At 33.7% G+C, this 26,769-nt stretch carries 28 protein-coding genes and 1 pseudogene; 20 read left to right on the forward strand and 9 right to left on the reverse strand.

Translation table 11 applies throughout. The features are described from left to right. Positions 1–149: 149 nt before the first annotated feature. Positions 150–1,538, forward strand: a complete 1,389-nt coding sequence (fumC, locus tag ACZDYH_RS11415) for a class II fumarate hydratase (protein WP_000456608.1) — start codon at positions 150–152, stop codon at positions 1,536–1,538. Between the two features lie 95 nt (positions 1,539–1,633). Here the strand turns inward: fumC and ACZDYH_RS11420 are convergent, their stop codons facing one another. Then, positions 1,634–2,056, reverse strand: a complete 423-nt coding sequence (locus ACZDYH_RS11420) for a PH domain-containing protein (protein ID WP_000669066.1) — start codon at positions 2,054–2,056, stop codon at positions 1,634–1,636. A 163-nt stretch (positions 2,057–2,219) separates the two neighbouring features. Here ACZDYH_RS11420 and ACZDYH_RS11425 point away from each other — a divergent pair, with 163 nt between their 5' ends. The 3 genes from ACZDYH_RS11425 to ACZDYH_RS11435 all read left to right on the forward strand — a co-directional run bounded on the left by ACZDYH_RS11425 (position 2,220) and on the right by ACZDYH_RS11435 (position 5,070). Beyond that, on the forward strand, positions 2,220–2,387 hold the full coding sequence (locus ACZDYH_RS11425) for a hypothetical protein (protein WP_000221433.1): 168 nt from the start codon (positions 2,220–2,222) through the stop codon (positions 2,385–2,387). Between the two features lie 411 nt (positions 2,388–2,798). Then, on the forward strand, positions 2,799–3,563 hold the full coding sequence (locus ACZDYH_RS11430; RefSeq protein ID WP_001280279.1) for a DUF2087 domain-containing protein: 765 nt from the start codon (positions 2,799–2,801) through the stop codon (positions 3,561–3,563). A gap of 97 nt (positions 3,564–3,660) precedes the next feature. Further along, entirely contained in the window at positions 3,661–5,070 is a 1,410-nt protein-coding gene (locus ACZDYH_RS11435) for an MATE family efflux transporter (protein ID WP_000804129.1), read from the forward strand. A gap of 56 nt (positions 5,071–5,126) precedes the next feature. On the opposite strand, the gene ACZDYH_RS11440 is transcribed toward ACZDYH_RS11435, so the two are convergent. Then, positions 5,127–5,825: a peptidase E gene (locus ACZDYH_RS11440; protein ID WP_000762111.1), complete on the reverse strand. Its 699-nt coding sequence runs from the start codon at positions 5,823–5,825 to the stop codon at positions 5,127–5,129. A gap of 392 nt (positions 5,826–6,217) precedes the next feature. On the opposite strand from ACZDYH_RS11440, the gene ACZDYH_RS11445 reads away from it, so the two are divergent. The 6 genes from ACZDYH_RS11445 (at position 6,218) to ACZDYH_RS11470 (ending at position 9,992) form a co-directional block, all read left to right on the forward strand. Further along, complete coding sequence (locus tag ACZDYH_RS11445) at positions 6,218–6,616, forward strand: DUF3942 family protein (protein ID WP_000347525.1); 399 nt, start codon at positions 6,218–6,220, stop codon at positions 6,614–6,616. Positions 6,617–6,723: 107 nt separating this feature from the next. Continuing rightward, on the forward strand, positions 6,724–7,137 hold the full coding sequence (locus ACZDYH_RS11450) for a BlaI/MecI/CopY family transcriptional regulator (RefSeq protein WP_000495053.1): 414 nt from the start codon (positions 6,724–6,726) through the stop codon (positions 7,135–7,137). A gap of 4 nt (positions 7,138–7,141) precedes the next feature. Next, the gene (locus ACZDYH_RS11455; RefSeq protein ID WP_049108326.1) at positions 7,142–7,954 is read left to right on the forward strand and encodes a M56 family metallopeptidase; all 813 of its coding nucleotides are present in this window, start codon (positions 7,142–7,144) and stop codon (positions 7,952–7,954) included. A 53-nt stretch (positions 7,955–8,007) separates the two neighbouring features. Next, the gene (gene ccdA, locus ACZDYH_RS11460) at positions 8,008–8,721 is read left to right on the forward strand and encodes a cytochrome c-type biogenesis protein CcdA (RefSeq protein ID WP_000990443.1); all 714 of its coding nucleotides are present in this window, start codon (positions 8,008–8,010) and stop codon (positions 8,719–8,721) included. An 18-nt stretch (positions 8,722–8,739) separates the two neighbouring features. After that, the gene (locus ACZDYH_RS11465; protein WP_000733174.1) at positions 8,740–9,294 is read left to right on the forward strand and encodes a TlpA family protein disulfide reductase; all 555 of its coding nucleotides are present in this window, start codon (positions 8,740–8,742) and stop codon (positions 9,292–9,294) included. A gap of 17 nt (positions 9,295–9,311) precedes the next feature. Continuing rightward, positions 9,312–9,992 (forward strand): prolipoprotein diacylglyceryl transferase family protein, encoded by a 681-nt coding sequence (locus tag ACZDYH_RS11470; protein ID WP_025689552.1) that lies wholly within the window; start codon positions 9,312–9,314, stop codon positions 9,990–9,992. 54 nt (positions 9,993–10,046) lie between these two features. On the opposite strand, the gene ACZDYH_RS11475 is transcribed toward ACZDYH_RS11470, so the two are convergent. Next, on the reverse strand, positions 10,047–10,592 hold the full coding sequence (locus ACZDYH_RS11475; protein WP_000427653.1) for a helix-turn-helix domain-containing protein: 546 nt from the start codon (positions 10,590–10,592) through the stop codon (positions 10,047–10,049). Between the two features lie 150 nt (positions 10,593–10,742). Here ACZDYH_RS11475 and ACZDYH_RS11480 point away from each other — a divergent pair, with 150 nt between their 5' ends. Beyond that, the gene (locus tag ACZDYH_RS11480; RefSeq protein WP_000658530.1) at positions 10,743–12,074 is read left to right on the forward strand and encodes a D-serine ammonia-lyase; all 1,332 of its coding nucleotides are present in this window, start codon (positions 10,743–10,745) and stop codon (positions 12,072–12,074) included. A gap of 153 nt (positions 12,075–12,227) precedes the next feature. Continuing rightward, a complete protein-coding gene (locus ACZDYH_RS11485; protein WP_016122259.1) occupies positions 12,228–13,475 on the forward strand; it encodes a DUF445 domain-containing protein in 1,248 nt (415 codons plus the stop codon). A 30-nt stretch (positions 13,476–13,505) separates the two neighbouring features. On the opposite strand, the gene exsE is transcribed toward ACZDYH_RS11485, so the two are convergent. From exsE to ACZDYH_RS11505, 4 genes are read right to left on the reverse strand one after another with little or no spacing between them, the layout of a single operon-like run. Then, entirely contained in the window at positions 13,506–14,462 is a 957-nt protein-coding gene (gene exsE / locus ACZDYH_RS11490) for an exosporium protein ExsE (RefSeq protein ID WP_163093211.1), read from the reverse strand. Then, a complete protein-coding gene (locus ACZDYH_RS11495) occupies positions 14,459–15,529 on the reverse strand; it encodes a hypothetical protein (RefSeq protein ID WP_049108324.1) in 1,071 nt (356 codons plus the stop codon). Before ACZDYH_RS11495 ends, exsE begins: the two co-directional genes overlap by 4 nt. Next, entirely contained in the window at positions 15,522–15,965 is a 444-nt protein-coding gene (locus ACZDYH_RS11500; RefSeq protein ID WP_000972344.1) for a hypothetical protein, read from the reverse strand. Before ACZDYH_RS11500 ends, ACZDYH_RS11495 begins: the two co-directional genes overlap by 8 nt. After that, positions 15,962–16,507, reverse strand: a complete 546-nt coding sequence (locus tag ACZDYH_RS11505; protein WP_306418681.1) for an RNA polymerase sigma factor — start codon at positions 16,505–16,507, stop codon at positions 15,962–15,964. The genes ACZDYH_RS11500 and ACZDYH_RS11505 overlap by 4 nt, the downstream gene beginning before the upstream one ends. Positions 16,508–16,727: 220 nt before the next feature. Here ACZDYH_RS11505 and ACZDYH_RS11510 point away from each other — a divergent pair, with 220 nt between their 5' ends. The 5 genes from ACZDYH_RS11510 (at position 16,728) to ACZDYH_RS11530 (ending at position 21,840) form a co-directional block, all read left to right on the forward strand. Beyond that, positions 16,728–17,366, forward strand: coding sequence for a response regulator transcription factor (locus ACZDYH_RS11510; RefSeq protein WP_000694093.1), 639 nt, complete (start codon positions 16,728–16,730; stop codon positions 17,364–17,366). A 4-nt stretch (positions 17,367–17,370) separates the two neighbouring features. Further along, positions 17,371–18,471, forward strand: coding sequence for a sensor histidine kinase (locus ACZDYH_RS11515; RefSeq protein WP_000397683.1), 1,101 nt, complete (start codon positions 17,371–17,373; stop codon positions 18,469–18,471). A 136-nt stretch (positions 18,472–18,607) separates the two neighbouring features. Continuing rightward, on the forward strand, positions 18,608–19,546 hold the full coding sequence (locus tag ACZDYH_RS11520; protein WP_016122261.1) for an ABC transporter ATP-binding protein: 939 nt from the start codon (positions 18,608–18,610) through the stop codon (positions 19,544–19,546). A 37-nt stretch (positions 19,547–19,583) separates the two neighbouring features. Continuing rightward, a complete protein-coding gene (locus tag ACZDYH_RS11525; protein WP_001020154.1) occupies positions 19,584–20,693 on the forward strand; it encodes an ABC transporter permease in 1,110 nt (369 codons plus the stop codon). Between the two features lies 1 nt (position 20,694). Then, entirely contained in the window at positions 20,695–21,840 is a 1,146-nt protein-coding gene (locus ACZDYH_RS11530; protein ID WP_139849096.1) for an ABC transporter permease, read from the forward strand. Between the two features lie 41 nt (positions 21,841–21,881). On the opposite strand, the gene ACZDYH_RS11535 is transcribed toward ACZDYH_RS11530, so the two are convergent. Further along, positions 21,882–22,820, reverse strand: coding sequence for an esterase/lipase family protein (locus ACZDYH_RS11535; RefSeq protein WP_001225397.1), 939 nt, complete (start codon positions 22,818–22,820; stop codon positions 21,882–21,884). A 117-nt stretch (positions 22,821–22,937) separates the two neighbouring features. Between ACZDYH_RS11535 and cls the strand changes: the two genes are divergently transcribed. Beyond that, positions 22,938–24,149, forward strand: a complete 1,212-nt coding sequence (gene cls / locus ACZDYH_RS11540) for a cardiolipin synthase (RefSeq protein ID WP_139849095.1) — start codon at positions 22,938–22,940, stop codon at positions 24,147–24,149. A gap of 54 nt (positions 24,150–24,203) precedes the next feature. Here the strand turns inward: cls and pyrH are convergent, their stop codons facing one another. After that, complete coding sequence (pyrH, locus tag ACZDYH_RS11545; protein WP_001248059.1) at positions 24,204–24,947, reverse strand: UMP kinase; 744 nt, start codon at positions 24,945–24,947, stop codon at positions 24,204–24,206. Positions 24,948–25,323: 376 nt separating this feature from the next. On the opposite strand from pyrH, the gene ACZDYH_RS11550 reads away from it, so the two are divergent. After that, positions 25,324–26,595 (forward strand): cation:dicarboxylate symporter family transporter, encoded by a 1,272-nt coding sequence (locus ACZDYH_RS11550; RefSeq protein WP_000713293.1) that lies wholly within the window; start codon positions 25,324–25,326, stop codon positions 26,593–26,595. 24 nt (positions 26,596–26,619) lie between these two features. Then, a pseudogene (aspA, locus tag ACZDYH_RS11555) lies at positions 26,620–26,769 on the forward strand (aspartate ammonia-lyase); the annotation flags it as partial.

Genomic DNA, 26,769 nt, shown 5'->3' on the forward strand with positions numbered 1-26,769 from the left:
GGATACAGCCTAAACTTAAGTTTAGGTCAAGAGGAATTTTTTTAAATAAATATAGAATATCTATATATAAGAGTGAGAATTCTTATCATTTAAGAGAAAGTCTGTTATTATAAGAGATGTAGGTATTATATTTTCAAGGGGATGAAAACATGGAGTACAGAATTGAAAGAGATACATTAGGAGAAATAAAAGTTCCAGCTGATAAATTATGGGCAGCACAAACACAACGTAGTAAAGAAAACTTTCCAATTGGAACAGAGCAAATGCCGCTTGAAATTGTAAAAGCATTTGCAATTTTAAAGAAGAGTGCAGCGCTTAGTAATCAAAAATTAGGAAAGCTATCAGAAGAAAAAGCAGAAGCAATTGTAGAAGCTGCGGATGAAGTGATTGCAGGGAAATGGAATGAACATTTTCCGCTTGTCGTATGGCAAACAGGTAGTGGTACACAGTCAAATATGAATGTGAATGAAGTAATTGCAAATCGTGGGAATCAAATTTTGAAAGAGAAGGGATCTGACGTACATATTCATCCGAATGATGATGTGAACATGTCACAAAGTTCAAATGATACATTTCCAACGGCGCTTCATGTAGCTTGTGTAATCGCAGTAGAAAATCACGTATTACCAGCAATTACGAAATTAAAAGAAACTTTAGCAGAAAAAGTAACTGCATTTGAACATATTATAAAAATTGGTCGTACACATTTACAAGATGCAACGCCGTTAACTTTAGGGCAAGAAATTAGCGGATGGCACCGTATGCTTGAAAAAACAGAGCGTATGATTGCAGAGAGTAATACATATATGAAAGAGTTAGCAATTGGTGGAACTGCGGTTGGAACAGGTATCAATGCTCATCCTAAATTTGGTGAGATGGTATCAGAGGAAATTAGTCAATTTACAGGTAAACAATTTGTTTCTGCACCAAATAAGTTCCATGCATTAACGAGCCATGATGAAGTTGTATATACTCACGGTGCATTAAAAGCATTAGCTGCAGATTTAATGAAGATCGCTAACGATGTACGTTGGCTTGCAAGTGGTCCACGTAGTGGTCTTGGAGAAATTATTATTCCAGCAAATGAACCGGGAAGCTCTATTATGCCAGGGAAAGTAAATCCAACGCAAAGTGAAGCATTAACGATGGTTGTAGCGCAAGTGATGGGGAATGATGCAACAATCGGATTTGCTGCGAGCCAAGGTAACTTTGAGTTAAATGTATTTAAACCTGTTATTGCCTATAACTTCTTACAATCAGCTCACTTATTAGCGGATGCAATTGTTTCGTTTAATGACAATTGTGCAGTTGGTATTGAAGCAGATGAAGAAGTAATTAATGAAAATGTGAATCGTTCACTAATGCTTGTAACAGCGCTAAACCCACATATCGGATATGAAAATGCAGCGAAAATTGCGAAGCATGCTCATAAAGAAGGGTTAACTTTAAAAGAAGCAGCATTGCAATCTGGGCTACTAACAGAAGAGCAATTTGATGAAATTGTAGATCCAAAGAAAATGATTGCTCCAAAAGAGTAATAGAGAAAGCCAAGGTTCTTAGTATAGAATCTTGGCTTTTTTGATGTTCATTTTTATGTTTCATCTACTTGCAATACTACAAGCTTCAAAATATATTATTTGTTAGCAGGCGTATTCATTACTTTCATCTGTGGGCAGTTCTCTTTTAAGAGTGAAATGAATTTTTCTTCTTCTAGTGGTACGAAAGTGGTCACTGAGTCAAATAAATTGTAATGGATTTCTAATTGTTGTCTAGTCCATTTTTTTGAATGAAGTTTTTTACCAGAGTATTTAACGTGACGAATATCTTCAAATGGAATTTCAGTATGAAAAATGAAACCGTGTTTTACAACAAGAGATGATTCCGTTATGTTGTAGTGAGAGAAATAGAATGAAGAAAGATTCACGATGTTTAATAGCATCATGAGGGTGAAAAAAATAGAATTTTCATTTTGGAAGAATAGCGAAATGAAAAAAATAATTATAAATAATGTAATAAAAATGACGTGGAATGGATTTTTTTTCGCTTTAAACTTCAAGTTAGTCACCTCAGTATACTTGTCCTTTAACTAAATTAAATCATAACATTGTGATAAAACGTGTGAATATGCAGAATTGCATATTTATACATTTTATTATTCATGTGAAATTTCTTGATGGGATAAATTCAAAAGAAGTTTTGTAATAGTGGAGTGGCATAAAGTGACTTACAAGAATAGAAAGATAGCGTTAGTCATAATTAGTTGTATGATGATTATGAGTAGTTGTGCTAATAAATTTGTTGAAGATAGAAATCGAAAGCATACATTTGTACAAGCAAGTAAGGTTTTAGTAGAGACTGTAAATAGAATATATAAAGTGAAACGTTAATCAGTGGGAGGCTTACTGCCCGGTAAATAGCGGGATAAAAAGTAAAAGGTGTTTTCTTATACGGAAACATCTTTTTTGTAGTTAAAATTGAATACTGAAGTTTTGGAATGAGTGAATACCGGTTTCATATTCACTAATCGCATATGTATTCTGTGCAATTTACTTAACGGTAAACCATAGGTCTTGAAGAATATTCATGTTCTATTTTACATCCTATAAAATGAATTTGTATAAACATATTCGCTTTTCGTTGTATTAAATCCTTTCGATAGATGTTTTTATAAAAGTTTATAAAATGGGCAAACGAAACGTTGAAATGTTTGTTTGTGTTGTGATAAGATGATGAAGTGATAATAAACGATATAGTGATTTGTTTGGTTTTTAAATAAACATTTTGAAGGAGTGTTTAGTATGAGCGATATTTCAGAGAAGTTTTGGGATGCGTCAATAGAGGAATTAAAGAAAGGGTATGTGTTTGATGAAGAAAAAGAGGGGTACATTTGCTTAGCTTGTGGTGAAACATTTATTAAAGGTGTTATTTATCAAGATAATCAAGTTTTGTATGAAGCAGAGAAGTTCGTCCAATTGCATATTCAAAATGAGCATACGTCTATGTTTGATTATTTGCTAAATATGGATAAGAAATTTACTGGATTAACGGATTTACAAAAGAAAATGGTTCAGTTTTTCTATACGGGACTGAATGATAAAGAAATTGTAAAAGAGTTGGATGGCGGGAGTACATCAACAATTCGTAATCATCGATTTACACTGCGAGAGAAAATGAAGCAAGCAAAAGTATTTTTAGCGCTAATGGAATTATCAGAAGAAAAATCAAAAGTACAAACGAAATTTGTGCCAATTCATAGAACAGCAACGATGGTGGATGATCGATACAATATTACGGAAGAAGAAAATAATGAAGTATTAAAAGCTCATTTTCCAGAAGGATTGGATGGACCTCTCTCTAAATTTCCGAAGAAACAAAAGCGTAAATTAATTATATTGCGCCATTTAGTGAAGAAGTTTGATAGTAATAAAAAGTATACTGAAAAAGAAGTAAATACAGTGATAGAAAATGTATACCCTGATTTTGTAACTTTAAGAAGATATTTAATCGAATATGGATTTTTAGATCGAACAGCCGATGGAAGTCAATATTGGGTGAAGTTATAATCATACGAAAAGAAAATGAATAGAAGCACAGTATTATAACAACTATACAAAGAGATAGAGATTGAAAATAGATTTTTAATAAAAGGAGAAATGACATTTGAAACCACCTGCAGATAACAATAAAGAAGGTGCGGAGTCACATAAGTTGGAAAGTGAGAGTAAACCGATTTGGAAATCGATGTCGATGTTTTTAGTACCGTTATTATTAAGTAATGTACTACAATCGGTTGGACAATTATTTGGTATGGTAGTAGTAGGAAGATGGCTTGGAGTTAATGATTTAGCGGCTATATCAGCATTCTTCCCATTATTTTTCTTGCTCGTTTCATTTGTAATTGGTATAGGTTCAGGAAGCTCTATTTTAATTGGTCAGGCGTTTGGTGCTAAAAACGAAGATCGTTTAAAAGCTATCGTTGGTACGACGCTGACATTTACCTTTATTATTGGAGTTGTGTTGGCGATAATAGGCAGTATTTTTGCGATGGATATTATGCGTCTAATGGGAACGCCAGAAAATATCATTGAAATAAGTGTACATTATGCACGGATTTTATTTATATCGATGCCAGTATTATTTTTATATTTCGCATATACAACATTTATGAGAGGTACAGGAGATTCTAAAACGCCATTTTACTTTTTAATTGTAAGTACAGGGCTAAATATGATTTTATTACCAGTTCTTATTTTTGGATGGTTAGGGGCTCCGAAATTAGATGTGTATGGAGCAGCCTATGCCTCTGTTATATCTACAGTTATTACGTTTATTGTCATGCTTGTGTATTTAAAGAAGAAAAATCACCCATTACAACTAGATGGAACAGTTAGAAAATACCTTCGAATGGATGGAGAGTTATTAAAGCTATTACTAAGGCTCGGTATTCCAGCGAGTATTAATATGATATTAGTTTCATTATCTGAAATTGCCGTAATCGCATTTGTAAATCGTTACGGTTCGGATGCAACAGCTGCTTACGGCGTTGTGAATCAAGTTGCAAGTTATGTACAAATGCCAGCAGTTAGCCTTGGTATTACAGTTTCTATTTTTGCGGCACAATCGATTGGTGCGAATCAATTTGATAGATTGCAAAAAGTTGTGAAGGCCGGAATTATTATGAACTACGTCATCGGTGGTGTGTTAATATCTCTTATTTACTTATTCTCAAGAGACATTTTATCACTATTTTTAACGAGTCAAACTACAATTGAAATTGCTCATAGCTTAGTTATGATTACGTTATGGAGTTATTTAATTTTCGGTCATGCACAAATTATTAGTGCGACAATGCGAGCGAGCGGTACAGTACTTTGGCCAACTGTTATTGGAGTTGTTTCAATTTGGCTTGTAGAAGTACCCGTAGCATATTATCTTTCTTACCATACAAGTCTTGGAATAGAAGGCATTTGGATCGGGTATCCAGCAGCATTTATTGTCAGCTTACTATTGCAGTATGCATATTATAAGCTTTCATGGCAAAAGAAACGAATTACACGATTAGTTAGTTAAATAGAAAAATGTCCCTAAGTTATTAGACTTAGGGACATTTTTTCGTAAGTGCAGGTTTACAAATAGCTTTTTAAAGTTATATCAAAATGTTGTCTAATGAGTGTTTTATCACTCATATAAAACTCCCATGCTTTTTCCGATTCACCGATAATCTCAAAGGATTCCTCTGTAATATATAAAGCGCAATTATCCTCCAGTGCAATTCCTTCTATATTCCCTTGATGATTTTGTAAAAAGGAATGGAAGGCGTTCATTCTGTTTAATTGATTATAATGTGGACAGAATCTTTTATTAACAATTCCCCAACCGTTACTCTCTATATAACCAGAACCCTCATAATCTGATCGGATACTAGACGTGAACCAACACATAGCACCAGCGCTATAACCAGCAATAAGTGTTCCTTGTTGCAGAGCCAATAATAATTTTTCATCGAGTCTATGTTCTTTCCATTGCGTAAGCATGTGAATATAGTTCCCGCCACCTAGATAAATTAAATCGGCTGAATGAATCATCTCGTCTATTTCATACTTAGAAGGTGAATCTGTTGTAATGCGTAAAATTTGTACTTCACAATGTAATTGTTTTTCAAACGTGTCTAAAAATAATTTTATATAGCTTTCATCATCATGACTAGCCGTTGGAATAAACAATATTTTTGGGTACTGTTTATTTGTTAATTCTATAAGGCGTTCATTAATAGGCAAGTGATTTGAATCTTGTAAATCACCGCCACCAATGACAGCTAATTTCATAGTAAAGCACCACCTAATTATTTTTGTTATATAAAAATTCGATAGAAGAGAGTTACATTCCTTCCGTAATGTAATCAATAATTAGAAAATGTAGCTTAAGTATATCGGAATAGTAAAGAAACTACTGACTATATATACCAATGCATTAGAAACCATACATTGATATATAATATTTCATACTAATGTTTCAAAATATGGAAAAAATATGTTTAAATAGATATAATGACGCATTGATTCATATTGAATTTATACTTATATTTTAAAAGGGTATCGGAAATAATAGCGATTTTTTAAAACAGTTTTTACTTTTAATAGGAAGTTGTATTACAATATGTTAAAATTATTTCAATATATTTATTTAATATGAAATACAAAGAAGGAGCGTGAAAAAAGTGGATTTTCGATTTGAATTTACAACGAAGCTGAAAGAATACTTAGACGATGAGAAGGATGAAAAAATAATAAAAGATGGACACAGAGATGTAATTTTTCACTATTTATATGCGTTAGAGACTGAAATTGGCGTTGTTAAAAATCCTAATTTTACTTTTTTTGCATCAGGAAGACGTTCACATATAGTGTTAGAAAACGTTGAATTTAAAACAGAAGTAAATGTAAAAAGTAATATAATTGAAATTACAAAAATAGTGGATAATGTAGCTATTCCGTTAGATACTATCGTAGCGAAAGATCGGGAATTATTTGCACTTGGACGTAATGAGAAGTTTAGTGTACAAATATTAGAGCAGTATCTTTTTGATACATTTGGAGAAAAATTAGGTTTAAAATGAATGGAATAGCCTATGTATTTATGGGTAGTTAATTTTCATATATATCATTTACGTTTGACCTTTCATTTAATTTATACTACAATTCGTAGTGTGAAAGGAGTTGTACAATGTTTACTCAAAACTATAAGTTAAATGAGCACGGGTTAAATCATTTCTTTGGACCGCTTGAAGCGAAAATTATGGAGATTGTTTGGTCTAGCGATGGTATTACTATTAAAGAAGTGCAGCAGAAATTAAGTGAAGAATCACCTGTGAATTTTAACACTGTTATGACAGTTATGAACAGGTTAGTAGAGAAATTACACTTAGAAAAACAGACTGTGAAAAGAAGTGGTATATATCGTGCTGTACAAACAAAAGAAGAATTCTTATCCAATCAAACGAAGAAAATGACACAGGAATTGATGGGGGAATTTGGAGATTTAGTTGTAAATCATATGTTAGATGAGTTAGAGCAGGCTGATCCGACTTTAATAAAAAAGTTAGAAGACAAATTGAGTCAGTTAAAAAGAGAGGATTAATGAAATGAAATGGCAAATGCGTAAAATCGTATTGTTAGCAGTAATTGTTAGTATCCTTTTTTTCAGTATGTTAGTGTATTACGTTACATATCCATTTCTGTTTCAAAATAAGATGTTCCTTCTTTCAAATTTTTGCTTGTTCCAGTTAGAAAAACATATGAAAGAATTATCGCTGATTCGTATTATAATCGCTGGATTATTATTACTTACTGTATTAATCGTGTGCAAAAGAATTTGGCGACAATTTTTCTATAGTAAAAAATTACAAAAAGTACTTATCCCTTTCGTCCGAAAAAGAAAACAAATATATATATTGCCGACTACGGAAGTTGCGGCATTTACAATTGGGCTATTTCGTCCGAAAGTTGTCATATCGGAAGGGTTGCTTCAAACATTTTCAAATGAAGAAATTGATGCGATTATTTTCCATGAAGAATATCATCAAAAGAATTGGGATCCGCTAAAATTATTTTGTTTTACGCTATTAGCAGAAGGAATGATGTACATACCGATATTAAAAGGGTTGTTACAGCGATATCATACGTATCAGGAGCTAGCTGCTGATAAATATGCGATGCAAAAAATGGAATCTTCATTTGAGTTAGGTAGCGCGTTATTAAAATTAATTAAAATAAAGACAATGGAAAATCGATGTGTTACAGCTTCATTTGCAAAAACAGCAATAAATTTACGAATCGAGCAAGTGTTAAATGAAAAGGTTGTTAAGCTTACTATTCCGTTACATACGAATTCGGTATATGTAACAGTAGGTTTATTCTGTATGTCGGTTGTACTTATTGTCGGAGAGTGCATATAGCCTCTTTTTTTAAGAATAAACACTACTCATTGTAGTGTTTTAGGGGGAATAAAATGAATGCAGCAGATTTAACAATTTGGCTTGTGGCTGGGGCGGGAGTATTGTCATTTATATCACCGTGCTCTTTACCGCTATATCCATCTTATTTATCTTATATTACAGGTGTGTCTATTCAAGATTTAAAAGAAAATCGTGGGATTATGCAAAAATCAGCGATTATACATACAGTATTTTTTATGATCGGATTTTCGGTTATATTTTACGCGTTAGGTTTATCGGTAAGTTGGATTGGAATAACATTTTCATCTAACCAAAAATTGATTCAACAAATTGGTGGGATTTTTATTGTTTTAATGGGGCTATTTATGACGGGCTTGTTTCAGCCTAAGTGGCTTATGGCAGAGAAAAAGGTGCAGTATAGAAGTAAATCGACTGGATATATTCGCTCGATTTTAGTCGGTATGACATATGCAGCAGGTTGGACGCCATGTGTTGGACCGATATTTTCAGCTGTACTCATGCTTGGCGCGACGAATCCTGAAGGGGCGCTTCTTTATATTACAGCGTATACTCTTGGGTTTGCGGTTCCATTTTTCGTGATGGCATTCTTTATTGGGAAGGTAAAATGGATTGTTACATATGCCAATGTCATGATGAAAATTGGCGGTGGAATGATGATTGTAACAGGTATTTTATTGTATACAAATCAAATGACGAAAATTACAGCATTCTTTATTCGTCTATTCGGTGGATTTACAGGTTTTTAAAAATGAGGAGGAAGAAAAGTGAAGAAACTAATTGCTATTATACTAGTAGGTGCTCTCGCTTGGGCGGGGGTTAACTTTTATAATTCAAAGAAAGAAGAAAAGGAAAGAAAAGCAAAGCAAGCAGAGTTACAAGAGAAAGAAGTATTACCACAAGTAGGTTTTAAAGCACCTGGCATCACATTAAAAGGATTAGACGGAAAGTTGCAGTCGTTAAATGATGCCAAGGGAAAACCATATATTATTAATTTTTGGGCATCATGGTGTGGGCCGTGTGAAATGGAGGCACCTGACTTAGTTCATATGTATGATAAATATAAAAAGGATGTTGAAATTTTTGCGGTGAATGCAACTGTTAGTGACCCAGTACAAGAAGCAAGCGCATTTGCTAATCGCTATGGATTTGAGTTTCCGGTTCTACTAGATATGGACGGAGTAGCTGGACTAGATTATAAAGTATTCTCTTTACCGACGACATTTTTTGTTAATAAGGATGGAATTATAGTAGATCATGTACGAGGTGTATTGCCACCAGATCAATTAGAAAAGAAATTTAAGAAATTGATTGAGAGCTAAAAGGGGATTTCGTGATGATGGAGTGGATCGTGAGATTACAACCCGTATCTCTTATAATTGGAAGTCTATTTGGATTTATGTTGATGAAACGAAAGATGAGGCATCAAAATGTATCATATGAAAAAATGATGGATGCCGTAACAAATGCGTTTCTTATCATCGTATTTGTATGGAAGTTTGCACCAGCAATTTTAAATCCTGTATGGGCTTTTGGATCGCCAGTGCAAGCAATATTAGCTGTTGGAAGTATGCAACATATTGTAGTAGGATGCGTAATTGCTAGTGTATACATTGTTTGGAAAAGTAAAAAGGAAGAATTTTCGCTTCGTATTTTACTTGATGTACTGCCTTTTGGATTGTGTGTGAGCATTATCTTTTATTTTCTATTTCATCATGAAGTAGGTGCACAAACGACACTACCATGGGGAATGAAAATATATGAATCTAAACTATTATATCACCCTATTTTCGTATACGAGATCATCCTTGCTCTTTGTATAATGGGCTTGTTATGGATGAAAAATGAAAGGCTCGGAAATGGAAGGAATATAAGTATTTTTCTAATTGTTGAGGGGTTTGCTCATATTATTATTTCGCTTGTTAGTGAACAAAATTCGGTTCTGTTTGGTCTATCAGCACAGCAAATAATGAGCTTTTGTATTATTAGTTTAGGGATTTTGTTGGTGCCTAAAAAATAAAAAATAGCCATTAACGGATATTCCCCGTACATGGCTATTTTTTTATTACATATATTAAAAAATCGGCGGAGTAACAGAAAATAAGACTACCGCATTTTTCTCAAAATGATTCACCCATTTATGCTTTAAATAAGCAGGTATTTTTACACTGTCACCAGTTTCTAATACGTATTCTTCCTCATTTAAATATAATGTGATTTTCCCTTCTAAGACAAATGCTAATTCTTCTCCTTTATGTTCTAGCACATTTTCTGATGAAGCTGTATTAGGCGGGACGGTCATAATTGCTGTTGCTAAATTTCCAGTGAAATCAGGTGAAAGCATTTCATATGATAAATTATCGATAATCATTTTCTTTCGTTTATGGGAACGTACAATTAAATCGTCTGTATTTGTATCTTCAAGTAAAAAGCTAAATGTTGGCACATCAAGAGCTTTAGCAAGCACTTTTAATGTTTGAATAGAAGGGTTAGCGGACCCACGTTCAATTTGACTTAACATTGATGGTGTAATATTGGCCATCTTTGCTAGTTCTTTACTAGTTAAACCTTTTTCTTTTCTTTGTTTTTCAATTTTTTTACCAATATCTATATTTTCCATAATGAAAATCTCCTTAAGAATCATTAAATTATATTTAAATAAATTAAATTAAAATTAACTAAAGTGAACGATTTGTGTTAAACTATATTAAAATTAATTTAATTATAATTTATTATATGGTGAGCTACAAGGATATAAGGAGGAAACAAAATGAAAGAAATAGGGGCATTACAAGCAGAATACCCATTAGTGAATAAACTTATTGCAACAGAAGAAGTATTTTGGATAAACCCACACATAGAAAAGTATGAAAGGGCAATAAAAGATTCACCACTTAATGAAGAGAATGTAAAAGATGCGGAAGAGAGATTAAAGCGTTTTGCACCATATATTGCGAAAGTTTTTCCTGAAACGAAAGGGACGAACGGCATAATCGAATCACCTTTAGTGAAAATATCTTCTATGAAAGAAGCTTTAGAGACAACTTACAAGCAACCTATTTCAGGAGAATTATTATTAAAATGTGATAGTCATCTTCCAATATCAGGATCAATTAAAGCTAGGGGTGGCATTTATGAAGTGCTAAAATATGCTGAACAATTAGCTTTGCAGCACGGTATGTTAACAGAAGAAGATGATTATTCCATTTTAGATAGTGATACATGTAGAGAGTTTTTTGCCAAACATTCAATTGCAGTAGGTTCTACAGGGAATTTAGGACTTAGCATAGGGATTATGAGTGCGAATCTAGGTTTTAATGTAACTGTTCATATGTCAGCAGACGCAAAAGAATGGAAGAAAGATTTATTAAGAAGTAAAGGTGTAAACGTTATTGAATATGAAGATGATTATAGTAAAGCAGTAGAAGAAGGAAGAAGACAAGCGGATGCGGATCCTAGCTGTTATTTTGTAGACGATGAAAACTCACATGATTTATTTTTAGGATACGCAGTAGCAGCATCACGATTACAAAAGCAATTAGAAGAGTTAGAGGTTGTAGTAGATAAAGACCATCCTTTATTTGTTTACCTTCCGTGCGGAGTAGGAGGAGGACCGGGTGGAGTAGCATTCGGTTTAAAGTTATTGTATAAAGACAATGTTCATTGTTTCTTTGCAGAGCCTACGCACTCTCCATGTATGTTACTCGGCTTAATGACAGGCCTTCATGACAAAATTGCCGTTCAAGATATCGGAATTGATAATGTAACGGATGCGGATGGACTTGCGGTAGGAAGGCCATCTGGATTTGTCGGGAAAACGATGGAACCATTTTTGAGTGGGAATTACACAGTAAGCGATGAAGAGTTATATAGATTGTTAAAAGAACTAGCTGATACGGAGAATATTTATTTAGAGCCTTCTGCACTAGCAGGTATGATAGGGCCAGTGAAAGTATGTAAAGAAGATGAGTATTTACAAAAGCAACAGTTAACAGAGAAGGTGAAAAAAGGTACTCATATTGTGTGGGGAACGGGTGGAAGTATGGTTCCAAAAGATGTAATGAATGAATATTATAGGAAAGGTTTGGAATTAACGGTATAAGAAAAATGAGGCTAGTTGTAGCCTCATTTTTTCATGTACATAAAAATCTTTGTTATTTTCACAATAGTTCTTTATAGTATATATAAAGGATAACTAATATTGAATAAATACAACAAAAAGCTTTATTTTACATAATAAGAGGATGTGTATACGATGTCATTACAGACTAAATATATAGCGGGTATTTCGCTTGGGGTTATGGGTGTAGGCTTTGCGGCTTCTATCCCTTTTCAAGGAACGATAGCTGGAGAGATTATACAAGGGGGATTTGAAGCTGGGTTAGTTGGCGGGCTTGCAGATTGGTTCGCAGTTACAGCATTATTCCGTCACCCGATGGGAATTCCAATTCCGCATACAGCTTTGTTACCTAAAAACCGTAAACGAGTAACGAAAGGGCTCATCAATACGTTAGAAAATGAGTGGCTAACGAAAGAAAGTATTACGAATAAAGTAAAAGAAATGCAGCTAGCACAAATGGTGCTACAAATTGCAGAGAGAGAAATACAGTCTGATGCTGTGAAAAAAGGCATTGTAACGATTGCTGAGAAGGCGATTGTTTCAATCGATCCAGAAAAATTAGCGGTTATTATTGAAAAAGAATTAAAGACGTATTTACATACAATTAATACAAGTAACATCTTACAAGTGCTTGTTGATCAATTAGTTGTGCAAGAATATGATGAGAAGACACTTGATTACATTTTAGTAAAAGTGAAAGATTGGACAGCGCAAGATGAAGCACGCTACCAGCTTGGAAGTTTAGGTATGAAGGCGATGGAAAATATAAAAGTAGATGGATTCTTACAGTTTACATTGAAATCGTTTATGAATATTGTAGATGAAGATAAAATTGGCGGCATTTTGCAGAAGTTTATTATTAGCAATATTAACAGCTTACAAGATGCAGATAATAGCACGAGACAACTTATATTAGCGAAAATTCGTCAAGAAATTATAAATGTAAAAGAAAATGAAGCGTTACTACAAGAATTAGAAAATTGGAAAGAAAAATGGATTGCCAATTGGAATGCTACTGACAAAATAAAAGAGATGCTAGAGCAAGTACAGCAAAGAGCAGTTGCTTTTGTAAATAATGAAGAATTTGCTGATAAATATGTTATTCCATTTTTACAAAAACAAATGAATAAAATAAAAGAAGATGAACAGACAGTTCAAAAAATAGAAGATTGGTTACAAAAACAAGTTGTAAGTCTTGTTGAGAAGAACCATTCGAAAATTGGTAAGCTTGTACAAGAAAACCTTGATAAGTTAGATGATAAGACGTTAATCGAAATGATTGAAAATAACGTCGGTAAAGATTTACAGTGGATTCGAGTAAACGGGGCTGTTTGCGGATTTATGATTGGATTAGTGTTAGAAGGAATTAAAGCGATTATATGAGAAAAACCTTCCGCAATTGCGGAAGGTTTTTTATTTTTCGAGAACACTCATATTCAAATTATAAGCTTTCTCAATATTTAACTTGTACGTCCCATTTCCAGTTTTAATCGAATTTTTATACCAATGTTCTTGGCTGTTTAATTCTGGATGTTCTTCTGAAGAAGTATTTTCGTTTTTCGTTAAATCTTCTACTTGTTCCCAAGGTGTACTTCCATGTGTTTCTTTTTGATTCGTTACTGCTGTTAAAGATACATCACTTTCTTTTGCAAGATGGACAGACACTCTTGAGCTTTCCTGTACAAACCAATTATTTTGTAATTGACCTGGATAAAGAGATAGTTCGTTATTTGAAGCACGGATTTCCACATTTTTATTTTGTGGAAGAACAAGCGTTGGTTTCACCTGTGGTGCTGAATTAAATAACGTATGCTGAACAGGTAATGATTTTAAAGTGATATACATCGTTTCTCCAGCCGTTTGAACTGAAAGGAAATCATCTCGTTTTAAATTGAGTTTTTCATTTGCTTTCGTTGTCATTTCATAAGTTCCCAAAAGATGAATTTGATTTGTATTATTTCCCTCTATCGTTAGAGGTTGATGTCCTGCATCTACTACGATTTTTTTGATAGATTCAGGTATATCAAATTGTCCGTCTGGAATATTACTCGTTTGCCTCGTTGTGTTAATAGAGTGACGAACTTCTTCTAGTAATCCAGTTGATAATAAACAGTAAAAAGCAATTCCGACGCTTCCTAAAACGCCGATAAAGAAAATACTAAAAATATCATATTTAATAAATGATTGTTCCTTCTTAGAAAATAGAAGGTATAGTAAAACTTCGGCTCCAAGTATGATAAGTAAAACTGGCCACCATGCAGTTAGTGTATCTAATACTTGAATTCCTTTTACGACTGAAAATAGTAAAAAGCATCCTAACGATATAATAGAAAACCCCATTGAGAATGTTCCAACACGCCAAGTCCTCATTCGCTTGTCCCACCTTTGTTTTCTTTATTTCCAAGTAACAATTTAAAGCCGCCGCCAATTAAAAGGAGCGCAACGATAGATGTTTGGAAATAGCGATAATATAGTTCACTAAGATGAATATTAAATATAGTTGCAAAATAATCATTCAAAATAGGAAGGACTGTTTGATTTAATAAATAATAACCACCGAGTGTAATTAATCCGATACCGATCCATCTTTGATGATTTATAAAATAATCGATAATGGGTTCGTCTTGAACTCGTTCTTTTCCGTATTTTGCTGTTTGCTGTAACGCATCAAAAAAGCTATAGAACCAAATGATTGGTACTAAAAACAAAAATGCAGAAAGTCTTAATAAGTCGAGTAAATAAATAGATAGTAAGAAGGCTGCCATAAGCTGAAGACCACGGCGTTGTAAGCCTAAATACATATGACCTGCTCCAGGGAACATCGCTAAAATAGAAGCAAATGTTTTACTTTTCTTTCCCTGCTCTTGATGTTCTTCAAAATCTTCGAAAATAGTACGGTCAATTAATTGCTCGTCGCGTTCTTTTTTCTGTAGTTGCTGAACAACGTCAAAGAAATTATAAATCCATAAAACAGGTAATGTAATAAGGAAGATAAGGAAACTTCCTTGAGATGTTAATAAAGTCACAAATATAATCATGCTGCCTAAGCCAGCGCAAGCGACTAAAAACGTAAGACCGCGTTGCATAAGTCCTAATTGGAAATGGCCAAGTCCAGGGATGATAGATAGGAGAATGATATAAAATCGTTCGCTCTCTTTAGAGGAATTTATCAATTCTCCAGCTTCTTGTTTTTTCGGTTGTTTTATAATGGTGATAACTAAATCTAGTAAGTTAATTGCCCATAGAACGGCTAGTAAAAATAGAGAAAGAAAAGCAATATCACGTTCTCTTACTACTATTGTACAAAATACTGCAAAGGAGAATAGAAATAAAGATCCTCCGCTATATAAAATAAACCGTCCTAGCTTTTTTAAGTATAAATGTCCAAGCCCAGGAATTAGCCCTAATACAAGTGCTAAAAAGGGATTTTTATTCATGCTTTGAACCTCCGTCCTTTTTGGATGTGTCTACCGATTTGTTTACAATTTGTTGTGAAATAGAAGACTCGTTATGTTTTGAAGATTTCTCGAAATTTGATGTCGCTGTAAAAATATATTGGAATAAACCACTTACCATAAAAATAATTGTAGCCGCAGTCGCAATTATGTAGTGAATGATTGTGCGCTTTAGTGAGTTTGTTTTTATATTTTTATTAGACTGTAGTGTTTCAAAATTAATTTGCGTCATAACTTCGTTCGTAAATGAATCATCATTTATCATTGGAAGGTTTTCATGTTGTTCATCAATACTTTCCATATAAAGTGCTAAACAATCATCACATTCATAAAGATGTTCTTCCATAGATTCACGTTCATTGCTTTCTATAAAATCTAATGTATAATTGCGCCAATCTTCTTTTGAATAATGCATCATAGAAACTCTTCCTCCTTCCAATGTTTTTTAATCCATTTTCGTGCCCGATACAGTTTCATTTCGACTGTTTTTACTTCGATGTTTTCCTGTAAAGCAATTTCTTGATAACTTTTTTCTTCTAAGTAATGTGCGAGAACGACGTCACGGTAATTTTCGGGAAGTTCTCTCAGTTTTTGAGCAATGAGTAATTTTTGCTCTTTCGTCAATAGTAAAGCTTCAATGTTATGAGAGGATTTTATATTTTCCTCTGTTTCTTTACATAAGGAGAGTTCTTCGTTTTCTCTAGCTTTCTTTCTCTTATAATCAATAGCGTGATTGGTGGCAATACGTGCCATCCACGTTTTTAATCCGCGAAATTGATAATTTGGGAGAGAGGTGTGAATTTTTACGAATACTTCTTGTGTAACATCTTTCGCATCTTCTTCATGTCTTAAAATAGAAAAGATAACTTGAAAAATATAATGACGATATGTTTGTACAAGGATACGAAAAGCATGCTCGCTTCCTTGCTTTGCTTTTTCAATTAATTGTTTTTCCTCAATCGGTCTCTCCCTCCTTTTTGACGCATTCTATTATATAGACGTAAAGAATGATAAGTCACCCTACACATATTGTAAAAAAAGAATAATATATTTTTTGCAGGAGAGCTAGATGAAAAAAGGTGTGAAAAAATGGTAAAGAGAAGTATATAATGAGCAAGTAGGAAATGTTACGGGAAGAAAGGATGTGAATGTTAGTAGGGGAAGGGCCATACTAACAAACATGAAAATTAAAATATTAATAGCGGATGATAACTCTTTTATTAGAGAAGGCATGAAAATTATTTTAAATACATACGAAGAGTTCGAAGTGGTAGATACTGTAAATGATGGGGAAGAAGCTGTAGCATATTGTAAAAAGCATGAAGTTGATATTGCTCTTTTAGATGTTCGTATGCCAAATATGAACGGTGTAGAGGCGACGAAGTTCATTTGTGAAGAGACGAAAACAAAACCGCTTATTTTAACGACGTTTGATGATGATGAGTATATTTTGGATGCAGTAAAAAACGGAGCGAAAGGTTATTTATTAAAAAATAACGATCCGGAGCGTATTCGTGATGCGATAAAAGGAGTATATAACGGTCAAACTGTTATGCAAGATGTTGTCCTCGATAAAATTAAGTCTAATTTAATGGAAAGTAAAGAGGAAGAATGTAAAATTGATAAGAGTCTTTTCACAGAAAGGGAGCTTAGTATTATCGCATTAATTGCAAAAGGTTTCTCAAATAAAGAAATTTCGAAACAGCTTTTTATATCTGAGGGAACAATTGCAAATTATATTACGTCAGTTTTAGGGAAAACTGGACTTGAACATCGCACACAAATTGCGATTTATTACTTAACAGGGAAAGTAGATTAATGATATGGAGTTTTGGTTAACTGTAAGTAAATTAATTGTCTTTTTATATATTGTGTTTAGTTATATTTACGCAAATGTAGCGAATTTACCATGGGTTATATTTACATTACTTATTTACCTCTCTGTAAACGTAATGATTTCTATATTTAAAAAAGATATGTATAAAAAAATATTAATCTGTATGTCCATTGGCATAGTTATGTTATTTACATGGAGGGTTCATCCATTTTTTATTTTGTTTTTACCATTGAACTTATACGAAATTACATTCCATTACATAGAAAAGAATTGGCCACGCTTTGTCGTTATGATGCTCCCAATTACGATTGCAGATGAAAGTATTCGAATGACTTATGGATTAATTGTTGCATTTTCTTTTCTCGTTTTAACTATGGCAGATCGATATATATCGCGTGTAGTAAAGCTTGAATCGCAAAATGATAAGATGCGAAAAGATATGCAACGACTTACGAAAAGCTTACATGAAAATAAAGAGTACATAAGACAATCTGAATACACATTTAAGCTAGAAGAGAGAAATCGGTTATCGCAAGAAATTCATGATAAAATTGGTCACTCGATGACGGGTGCACTTATTCAAATGGAAGCAGCAAAAAGATTAATGGAAATAGATAAAGAAAAATCTGCGGAGTTATTACAAAATGCAATTCACATTTCAAAAGATGGAATTGAAAGTATTCGCATTACATTAAAAAATATGAAGCCACCAACTGAGCAAATTGGCATTCATCGTATGAAATTATTCATAGAGGAATTTGCCGGTAAGAATGATGTGAATATTCCTTTTGTATACAAAGGGAACTTAGATATGATTTCTCCCATTCAGTGGAAAATTATCGGTGAAAATGTTACAGAAGCACTAACAAATGCAATGAAATATGCTGATGCGACAGTTATTTCTATAGATATTCATGTGCTTAACAAGATGGTTAAGGTGCAAGTGAAGGATAACGGGAAAGGCGCAGCTTTTGTTAAGAAAGGTCTCGGTATTATGGGGATGGAGGAGCGAACAGCATCAGTAAACGGAAAAATTATTGTAGATGGAACAAGTGGTTTTTCAGTGACAATGTTGTTTCCGATATAAGAGAATGGGATGAAGATGAACCATCTCATATGAAAAAAGTGAATATTCTCATGTGAAAAGAATGAATTTCTGCACTGAGCAGGTTCATTCTTTTTGTTTATAATAACAGCAGAGAAACCGAAATAGGGGTGAAATGATGAATACATTAGAAATTAAAAATTTAACGAAAAAATTTGGTGATTTCATCGCAGTTGATAATATGTCTTTATCTATTAAAGAAGGAGAAATATTTGGCTTTTTAGGATCAAATGGTGCTGGTAAGAGTACAACGATAAATATGATTGCTGGTTTGTTAAGAAGTAATGAAGGTGAAATTAGCATATTAGGAAAAAATATAAAGAAACATAATCGATTTGCGAAAATGAATATCGGTATTGTTCCGCAAGATATTGCGATTTATGAAGAGCTAACTGCCTATGAAAATGTGAAATTCTTTGCTGGATTGTACGGATTAAGAGGGGCCGAACTAAGAGCGAGAGTAGAGGAAGCACTTCAATTTGTAGGACTTAGTGATAAACAGAAAAGTTATCCGAAAAACTTTTCTGGCGGGATGAAAAGAAGATTGAATATTGCTTGTGCAATTGCACATAGACCGAAGTTAATTATTATGGATGAACCGACAGTTGGAATTGATCCACAGTCAAGAAACTATATTCTTCAGTCTGTCCGGAAGTTAAATGAAATGGGAAGCACTATTATTTATACGAGTCACTACATGGAAGAGGTAGAAGAGATTTGTACGAAAATAGCGATTGTAGATCACGGTAAAGTGATTGCAGAAGGTACGAAAGAACAACTAAAATCGATTATTACTGATACGAAAGATATTTGGATTGAAGTGAAGTCGGTGGAAAATTTAGACGTGGAAAAATTAAAAGAGATAAACGGTGTGAAAGCAGTTCAAATTGAAGAAAACGTAATTAAAGTGAATTCTGATGCGGGATTAAATAATTTAAATAAAATCATTCAACACTGTATCAATCATGATATTGAAATTCGTTCATTAGAGGAGCAGGCTCCCAACTTAGAAACAGTATTCCTTACATTGACGGGAAGAAACTTACGAGATAAATAAAAAGTAAATGAAGAAAAGGTAAAGGGAGGTTCATCAATTGAACATCTTCAATATTGCAATTATGCATATTAAAAGAGATTTCAGAGACGTAAGAACTTTAGTTTTTATGTTAGCATTTCCGATTGTGCTTATGCTTGTGTTAGGAACAGCGTTAACCAACGCATTTAATAGTGATAGTCATTCGATTAAAGATATACAAGTGCTATATAAAGATGAAGCGAGTAGCACGTTTTCTCAATCATTTGAAGCATTTACGAAAGAAGTGGATAAATCAGGTATTCATTTTAAAAAAGCTTCCGGCAGTATAGATGGGAAAGAAGAAGTGAAGAAAAATAAATATGCTGCTTATGTAGAGTTAAATAAAGATGGTGCAAAATTTTATGGGAGTGACAAAAGTAGTATTGAGGGAAGTATTGTGGAGGGAATGCTTACAACATTTGTTGATAAGTACAATGTAGCGGTCGAAGTTGCAAAAGTAGATCCTACTAAGGTTAGTACGGTTATTTCAAACGGAAATCATAATGATTATATAAAAGAAACATCTTTACAAGCTGCGAAAAAACCAGGTTCTATGGATTACTATGCGGTTGTAATGACAACGATGATTGCACTATATGCTGCGATGGGAGCGAGTTCTTTAATTCGAGGAGAACGAATACGTAAAACAGGAGATCGTCTCATTGCTGCACCTATAAGTAAAGCTGAAATATTCATTGGAAAAGTACTTGGTAGCCTAGTAGCAAATGCCCTGTGCATATTACTCGTCATGTTATTTAGTAAATTTGTTTTTCAAGCGAATTGGGGCGACCATCTTGGAATCATATTTCTTATTTTATTAACACAAGTCTTTCTAGCAATTAGCTTCGGTTTAGGAATCGGATATATCACGAAAACAGCTGAAGCGTCTAGGGCAATTATTATGGTTGTTGTGCAATTAGCTTCTATTTTTGGAGGTGCATATTTCGTAGTAGAAGAAAATTTCGTTACGAATTTATCGCCATTAACTTGGGCAAATACAGCTGTTATGAAAATTATTTATGCAAATGATGTAGGGGCAGCACTACCAGTCATTTCTTTAAACATTGGAATTTCAGCACTCTTTTTATTAATTGCAATTATTGCATTACGTAGACGGGAGGGGCTATAGCATGAAGGATATTTTATGGCTCATACAAAAAACGTTATCTGTGCTTTTGAAAAATAAAAAAAGTTTACTCATTATAATTAGCTTGCCGATAATAGGGACGCTCATTTCCTTTTCGATATACGGAAATGCAGGGCAAGGAACGTTAAATATCGGGATTGTAAATAAAGAAAATGAGCCAATAGCAAATGATACGATAAAGTTTTTAGAAGGATTAAATCATGTGAATGTGAGTAAGGTTAAGGAGTCTGAAGTAGAAGATAAACTCACTTCCAAAAAACTTGATGGAGCTATTACATTAGATTCTGGTTTTTCAAAAAGTGTTCGAGAAGGGAAACCAGAGCATATTGAAATTTCATCGATTAAAGGTGATCAAGTAACAGGATTTATAAAATCATATTTATATAATTATATTGATAATATAGCAGCTATTAGTAAAGTAGCAGGAACAGATCAAAGTATATTCGACAATATGTACGCAGGGTATCAAAAAAGTTCATTTAAAATGAAAACTGAGACGCTAGAAGATACTTCGAAAAATAAAGATATGACAAATCAAACGATGGGTTACCTTATTATGTTTATGCTGTTTTCAGCAGCGAACTTATCAGGTCATATTTTAAAAGAAAAAGAGAATAGAACGTACTTTAGACTATTATCAACGCCGATAGATGGGAAGAAGTTCATATTATCTAATGTCGGGGTAAATATGATAATACTAACAGTACAAATTTTGATTACAATCCTATTCCTAACGAATGTTTTTCATACGAATATCAATATGCCTTTCATAGTGATGATGGGCGTACTAATGCTATTTGCATTAATCGCAATTGGAATATCATTAGTCCTTGTAGCTTTTTCGAAAAACTCAGCATCGGCAAATGCGATGCAAAACATGGTCATTGTACCAACATGCTTACTAGCGGGTTGTTATTTCCCATATGACATTATGCCAAGTGCAGTACAAAAAGTAGCTAATTTTCTTCCACAGCGCTGGTTGTTAGACACAGTATCGAAACTACAACAAGGAATACCATTCTCGGAGTTGTATTTAAACATTTTAATTTTATTCGCTTTCGCAATTGCATTCTTCTTAATTGCTATTTATAAGTTTGGAAGAAATAATGATGCGAGGAATTTTGTTTAATGTGAAAAGGTGTGGCTTAATGCCATACCTTTTTTTGAAATTTAGAGTATCTTTTGTAGTATAGGAATGCTTTTGTAGAGCACTTCGTTATGTGAAGCATGCAAAACATATTTATTTCCCTCTAGAAGAAAAACGCTATGTAGAACAGCGTTACCGTCACCATGTTTTGTAAGTAAATCACCGACGACTTTGCCGTCTGTCCATTTCAGTTTGGAATGTGAAGGGACGACTTGTAAATATTGAATTGTTTCCTCTCCATCTCCGGCAATGAGTGTCGTTTCAATATTTCTTTTTTGTATAATAAATCTATTTTCATTTAATGTATCGAGGAAAGGGTTTTTCGTTTTCATCTTACTATAAGGAAGAAATGTAATAGAAGAGCCGGATCTTATAAATAAATAATTTCCGTAATCTTTACAAGGAATAACATCTTGTAATCCTGGAAAGTAAATGTGTATCGCCTCAACTTTATTCATTTTATGTAAGATGCTTAAGTAACAAATATATTGTTCCACATAAAAATGAACGATATTTATTTTAGAAGAGGCATGGATAGGGAGAGTACCTCCAGTCCAATAACTATAATTTGGTGAAGATCCAGCGTTTGGTGTGCAGAGTATTATAAGCTGATTTACATCATTTTTATATGTTGCACTTTGAACGTAAGAACGTCCAAGAAGGCCGCCCATACTATGACAAATTAGATTTAGTTTATCGCAACCTGTAATCTTTTTAGCATAAGCAATCGTTTGTAATAAATATTTTTGTGTAGAAAAAACAATACGCTGCCGCCAGTCATAAAAACAGATGAACAAATCTTTATTTCGTTCGTACCCCATACTTTCTAGCATCATGATGAATGGTTCGTAAACAAATGCAGAAAGTCCAAAACTCCAATTACCAGTGCCGGGAATAATAATATTGCTCATTGAACCGAAAAGACCTGGGATAAAAACAATAGGAGTTTTCCCTTTTCTCATATTCGTATCTCCTTTAACTGTTTAGTATCAATAAAAATAAGAAATACATTTCGTATGAAAACATATTTAAATGAAACACTACGAAATAGTAAGGAATATGATTGGAAGGAAACCAAAATGATTAAAAAAATATTAAGAGTTACTTCTATTATTATTGCTATTTTCGTTTTTATTTTAATTTGGATGCATATCGATGTTACCTTAGGTAGGAAAATGGAAGCCGGGAAAAACATGCCGACAGAGTATGCGCCTCATTATAGTGACTTTCAATTATATGTAGAAGGGAAGTCTTTTTATAAACAATTATTTACTGATATAAGAGAAGCGAAAAGCTCCATCTACACTTATTTCTTCATTTTGTCGGATGATAAAAGTAGTCATACTTTTTTAAACTTATTAAAAGAGAAGGCAAAAAAAGGAGTAAACGTCTATTTATCAGTTGATCGCATTAATGATTTATCATTTGAAAGAAAGGTGATAAATGAATTGCGGAAAAGTGGTGTACATTTTACATATAGTAGAAAACCTACATTGCCATTCGGATTTTATTCACTTCACCATCGTAATCATCGCCGTATTACGACGATTGATGGGGAGATTGGCTATACAGGCGGATTTAATATAGGAGATGAGTACTTAGGGAAAGATAAGCGATTTGGATATTGGCGTGATTATCATGTACGACTTAAAGGAGAAGGAGCAAAAGATTTAGAACAGCAATTCGCTTTAGACTGGAAACGAGATACGAAAGAAGAGATAAAGAGAAGTACGAATAAAGCTAGTAAAGGGAATACATTACATACTATGACTAGTTACAATGGGCATTACGTTGCTGAAAAATATATAGAGCTCATAAAACAAGCTCAGCACTCCATTGTAATTGCAACGCCGTATTTTATAGCAAAAAATAAAGAGTCCATGAATGCTTTAATCGCAGCACAAAAGCGTGGTGTTACAGTAAAAATACTTTGGTCATATAAACCAGATCTACCTCTTATAAAAGAAGCGGCGTATCCATACATACGTCAAGCTGTTAATAATGGGATTACTGTATATGGGTATAAAAAAGGAATGTTCCATGGCAAATTAATGCTTATTGATAATGAATTAACCGTTATTGGTACAACAAACTTTACTTCGCGTAGCTTCAATATAAATGATGAAATGAATTTTTATATTTATGGTGGTCCTATTGTAGGACAAGTTAATAAGGCGTTAACAGAGGATTTTCATGATTCGAAAGAAATGACGAAAGAGTTTTTTGAAAAGTTATCTTTTTGGGAGCGTTGTAAGGAGAAAGTGGCGGGATTGGTTGACTTCTATTTGTGATGATGAATTAGGAAAGGGTGCCTACAAAAGACACCCTTTTTTGGTGGGAAATCATTATTTTTCATGCACCAACATCGTAACATCATCATTAATCAACGTCCCCACATGTTCGCCTAAACATATTTTTTTCATGACTCCAGGCTCATCAAAGTTAAAGACATGTGCTGGTAAATTGTAGTCCCGGGCAAGCAGTAATGCCGCTTGATCCATAACTTGTATATTTTGTCTAACGACATCATTATAGTTTAGTTTGCTGTACATTTTTGCTGATTTGTTATGCTTCGGATCACTTGTAAAAACGCCATCGACACCCTGTTTTGCGACTAATATGGCATCACTATTCATTTCAATGGCTCTTTGTACACTTGGATAATCTGTCGTCACGAACGGTTGCCCGTTTCCGCCTCCAAAGATAACGATATAACCGTTATCTAAATGGTGGACTGCACGCAAGCGAATGTATGGTTCAGCTACTGCATTAAATGGAATGGACGTCATAACGCGTACTTCTCTATTTGTTTTACTTGTTAAAACACCGCGAAGCATTAAGCTGTTAATAATTGTACCTAACGTACCGATATTATCAGCTTCTACGCGATCGATTCCCCATTCTTCAGCTAGATGCCCCCTAAAAATGTTACCGCCACCAATGACGATGGATACTTCGATACCTAAATCAACAATGGATAAAATTTCGTTTGCGATATGTTCTAATCGTTTGGAGTTAAAGCTATTTCCAGTTTGATCGGCAAGTGCACCGCCGCTTAATTTAATTAAGACACGTTTATATGGTCTCATAACAATTCCCCCTATATAGATCGCAATAAAAAAGGAACAAAGGCGAATGCCTTTGTTCCTTTTTAAGAAAATGAAAAAGAAAAGAAGAAGATAGGACGAAGTGCTTTGTATAGTTTTTCATAACATCCACTCCTTTTCATTTTGATTTGTTTTAAGTATATATCTTTTTGATTATACGAAACAATCTGATTACTTATCAAGTTTATTTTATCGTTTTTTAACAAAATGGTGTCAATGAAAAAAAGAAGAAAAATATTTGAATTTTTTGTGACGAACTTGTAGGTTTTTGTATGATTTTGTAGGTTCGCTTATAAGATGTGTGAGTAGCTTTTATAAATTCAAATTGAAAGCGTTCGCATGAAGGGGATGAACATAAATGAAAAAATTCGGATTGGCAACACAAATTTTTGTCGCGCTTGTTTTAGGGATTGTAGTAGGGGCAGTCTTTTATGGCAATAAAACGGCGATTTCTTATATCACACCAATTGGGGATATATTTATTCACTTAATTAAAATGATTGTAGTACCAATTGTTATTTCAGCATTAATTGTTGCAGTAGCTGGTGTAGGAGATATGAAGAAGCTTGGGAAACTGGGTGGTAAGACAATTCTTTATTTCGAAATTATTACGACGATTGCTATTTTAATGGGATTACTTGCAGCGAATATATTCCAACCAGGTACTGGTGTTGATATGAGTAATTTACAGCAAAGTGATATTTCTTCTTATAAACAAACTGCAGATGCAACAGAGAAGAAAGGTTTTGCTGAGACAATTGTTCACATTGTACCGAAAAACGTATTTGAATCGATTGCACAAGGTGACCTATTACCGATTATATTCTTCTCAGTACTATTCGGCTTAGGAGTTGCAGCAATTGGAGAAAAAGGAAAGCCAGTCTTTAACTTCTTTGAAGGTGTACTCGAAGCCATGTTTTGGGTTACAAATCAAGTTATGAAATTTGCACCATTTGGTGTATTCGCATTAATTGCCGTTACGGTTGCAAAATTTGGTGTAGCAACATTACTTCCGCTAGGAAAACTAGTGCTAGCTGTATACGTAACTGTTATACTATTCGTTGTGATTGTATTAGGTATTAATGCACGAATGGTTGGAGTAAACATTTTTACATTAATGAAAATTTTAAAAGAAGAACTGATTCTTTCGTTTACGACAGCAAGTTCAGAAGCTGTTTTACCTAATATAATGAGAAAAATGGAAGAGTTCGGTTGTCCAAAGGCAGTTGCCTCTTTCGTAATTCCGACAGGTTATACATTTAACTTGACTGGATCGGCTATTTATCAAGCGTTAGCGGCATTATTTGTTGCACAAATGTACGGTGTGCACATGTCACTAACGGAGCAAATAACGTTATTATTCGTTCTCATGTTAACATCCAAAGGTATGGCGGGAGTTCCAGGTGCATCGTTCGTTGTTGTATTAGCAACGTTAGGTTCGATGGGGCTACCACTAGAAGGTATCGCGTTAATTGCGGGAATTGACCGCATTTTAGATATGATTCGCTCATCTGTCAATGTATTAGGAAATGCATTAGCGGCCATTGTTATGTCGAAGTGGGAAGGCGAATTCGATAATGAGAAAGCAAAACAATATGTAGAAACAGTCAAAGAAACAAAAGCAGCATAAGAAATCGTTAAGGAGTGAATAATCATGGCAACATTAACTGAAGTTAAAAATGGTGTTCGAATTGAAAAAGATTTTTTAGGTGAAAAAGAAGTACCAAACTATGCATACTACGGCGTACAAACAATGCGTGCAGTTGAAAACTTCCCAATTACAGGATACAAAATCCATGAAGGC

This window comes from Bacillus sp. EB V-12 (assembly GCF_056158125.1).

Excerpts from the sequence above, each read along its gene's own strand:
- fumC (WP_000456608.1), top strand. The coding sequence starts at position 150 with ATGGAGTACAGAATTGAAAGAGATACATTAGGAGAAATAAAAGTTCCA.
- ACZDYH_RS11430 (WP_001280279.1), top strand. The coding sequence starts at position 2,799 with ATGAGCGATATTTCAGAGAAGTTTTGGGATGCGTCAATAGAGGAATTA.
- ACZDYH_RS11440 (WP_000762111.1), bottom strand. The coding sequence starts at position 5,825 with ATGAAATTAGCTGTCATTGGTGGCGGTGATTTACAAGATTCAAATCAC.
- ACZDYH_RS11450 (WP_000495053.1), top strand. The coding sequence starts at position 6,724 with ATGTTTACTCAAAACTATAAGTTAAATGAGCACGGGTTAAATCATTTC.
- ACZDYH_RS11455 (WP_049108326.1), top strand. The coding sequence starts at position 7,142 with ATGAAATGGCAAATGCGTAAAATCGTATTGTTAGCAGTAATTGTTAGT.
- ccdA (WP_000990443.1), top strand. The coding sequence starts at position 8,008 with ATGAATGCAGCAGATTTAACAATTTGGCTTGTGGCTGGGGCGGGAGTA.
- ACZDYH_RS11470 (WP_025689552.1), top strand. The coding sequence starts at position 9,312 with ATGGAGTGGATCGTGAGATTACAACCCGTATCTCTTATAATTGGAAGT.
- ACZDYH_RS11475 (WP_000427653.1), bottom strand. The coding sequence starts at position 10,592 with ATGGAAAATATAGATATTGGTAAAAAAATTGAAAAACAAAGAAAAGAA.
- ACZDYH_RS11480 (WP_000658530.1), top strand. The coding sequence starts at position 10,743 with ATGAAAGAAATAGGGGCATTACAAGCAGAATACCCATTAGTGAATAAA.
- ACZDYH_RS11485 (WP_016122259.1), top strand. The coding sequence starts at position 12,228 with ATGTCATTACAGACTAAATATATAGCGGGTATTTCGCTTGGGGTTATG.
- exsE (WP_163093211.1), bottom strand. The coding sequence starts at position 14,462 with ATGAGGACTTGGCGTGTTGGAACATTCTCAATGGGGTTTTCTATTATA.
- ACZDYH_RS11495 (WP_049108324.1), bottom strand. The coding sequence starts at position 15,529 with ATGAATAAAAATCCCTTTTTAGCACTTGTATTAGGGCTAATTCCTGGG.
- ACZDYH_RS11500 (WP_000972344.1), bottom strand. The coding sequence starts at position 15,965 with ATGATGCATTATTCAAAAGAAGATTGGCGCAATTATACATTAGATTTT.
- ACZDYH_RS11510 (WP_000694093.1), top strand. The coding sequence starts at position 16,728 with ATGAAAATTAAAATATTAATAGCGGATGATAACTCTTTTATTAGAGAA.
- ACZDYH_RS11515 (WP_000397683.1), top strand. The coding sequence starts at position 17,371 with ATGGAGTTTTGGTTAACTGTAAGTAAATTAATTGTCTTTTTATATATT.
- ACZDYH_RS11520 (WP_016122261.1), top strand. The coding sequence starts at position 18,608 with ATGAATACATTAGAAATTAAAAATTTAACGAAAAAATTTGGTGATTTC.
- ACZDYH_RS11530 (WP_139849096.1), top strand. The coding sequence starts at position 20,695 with ATGAAGGATATTTTATGGCTCATACAAAAAACGTTATCTGTGCTTTTG.
- ACZDYH_RS11535 (WP_001225397.1), bottom strand. The coding sequence starts at position 22,820 with ATGAGAAAAGGGAAAACTCCTATTGTTTTTATCCCAGGTCTTTTCGGT.
- cls (WP_139849095.1), top strand. The coding sequence starts at position 22,938 with ATGATTAAAAAAATATTAAGAGTTACTTCTATTATTATTGCTATTTTC.
- pyrH (WP_001248059.1), bottom strand. The coding sequence starts at position 24,947 with ATGAGACCATATAAACGTGTCTTAATTAAATTAAGCGGCGGTGCACTT.
- ACZDYH_RS11550 (WP_000713293.1), top strand. The coding sequence starts at position 25,324 with ATGAAAAAATTCGGATTGGCAACACAAATTTTTGTCGCGCTTGTTTTA.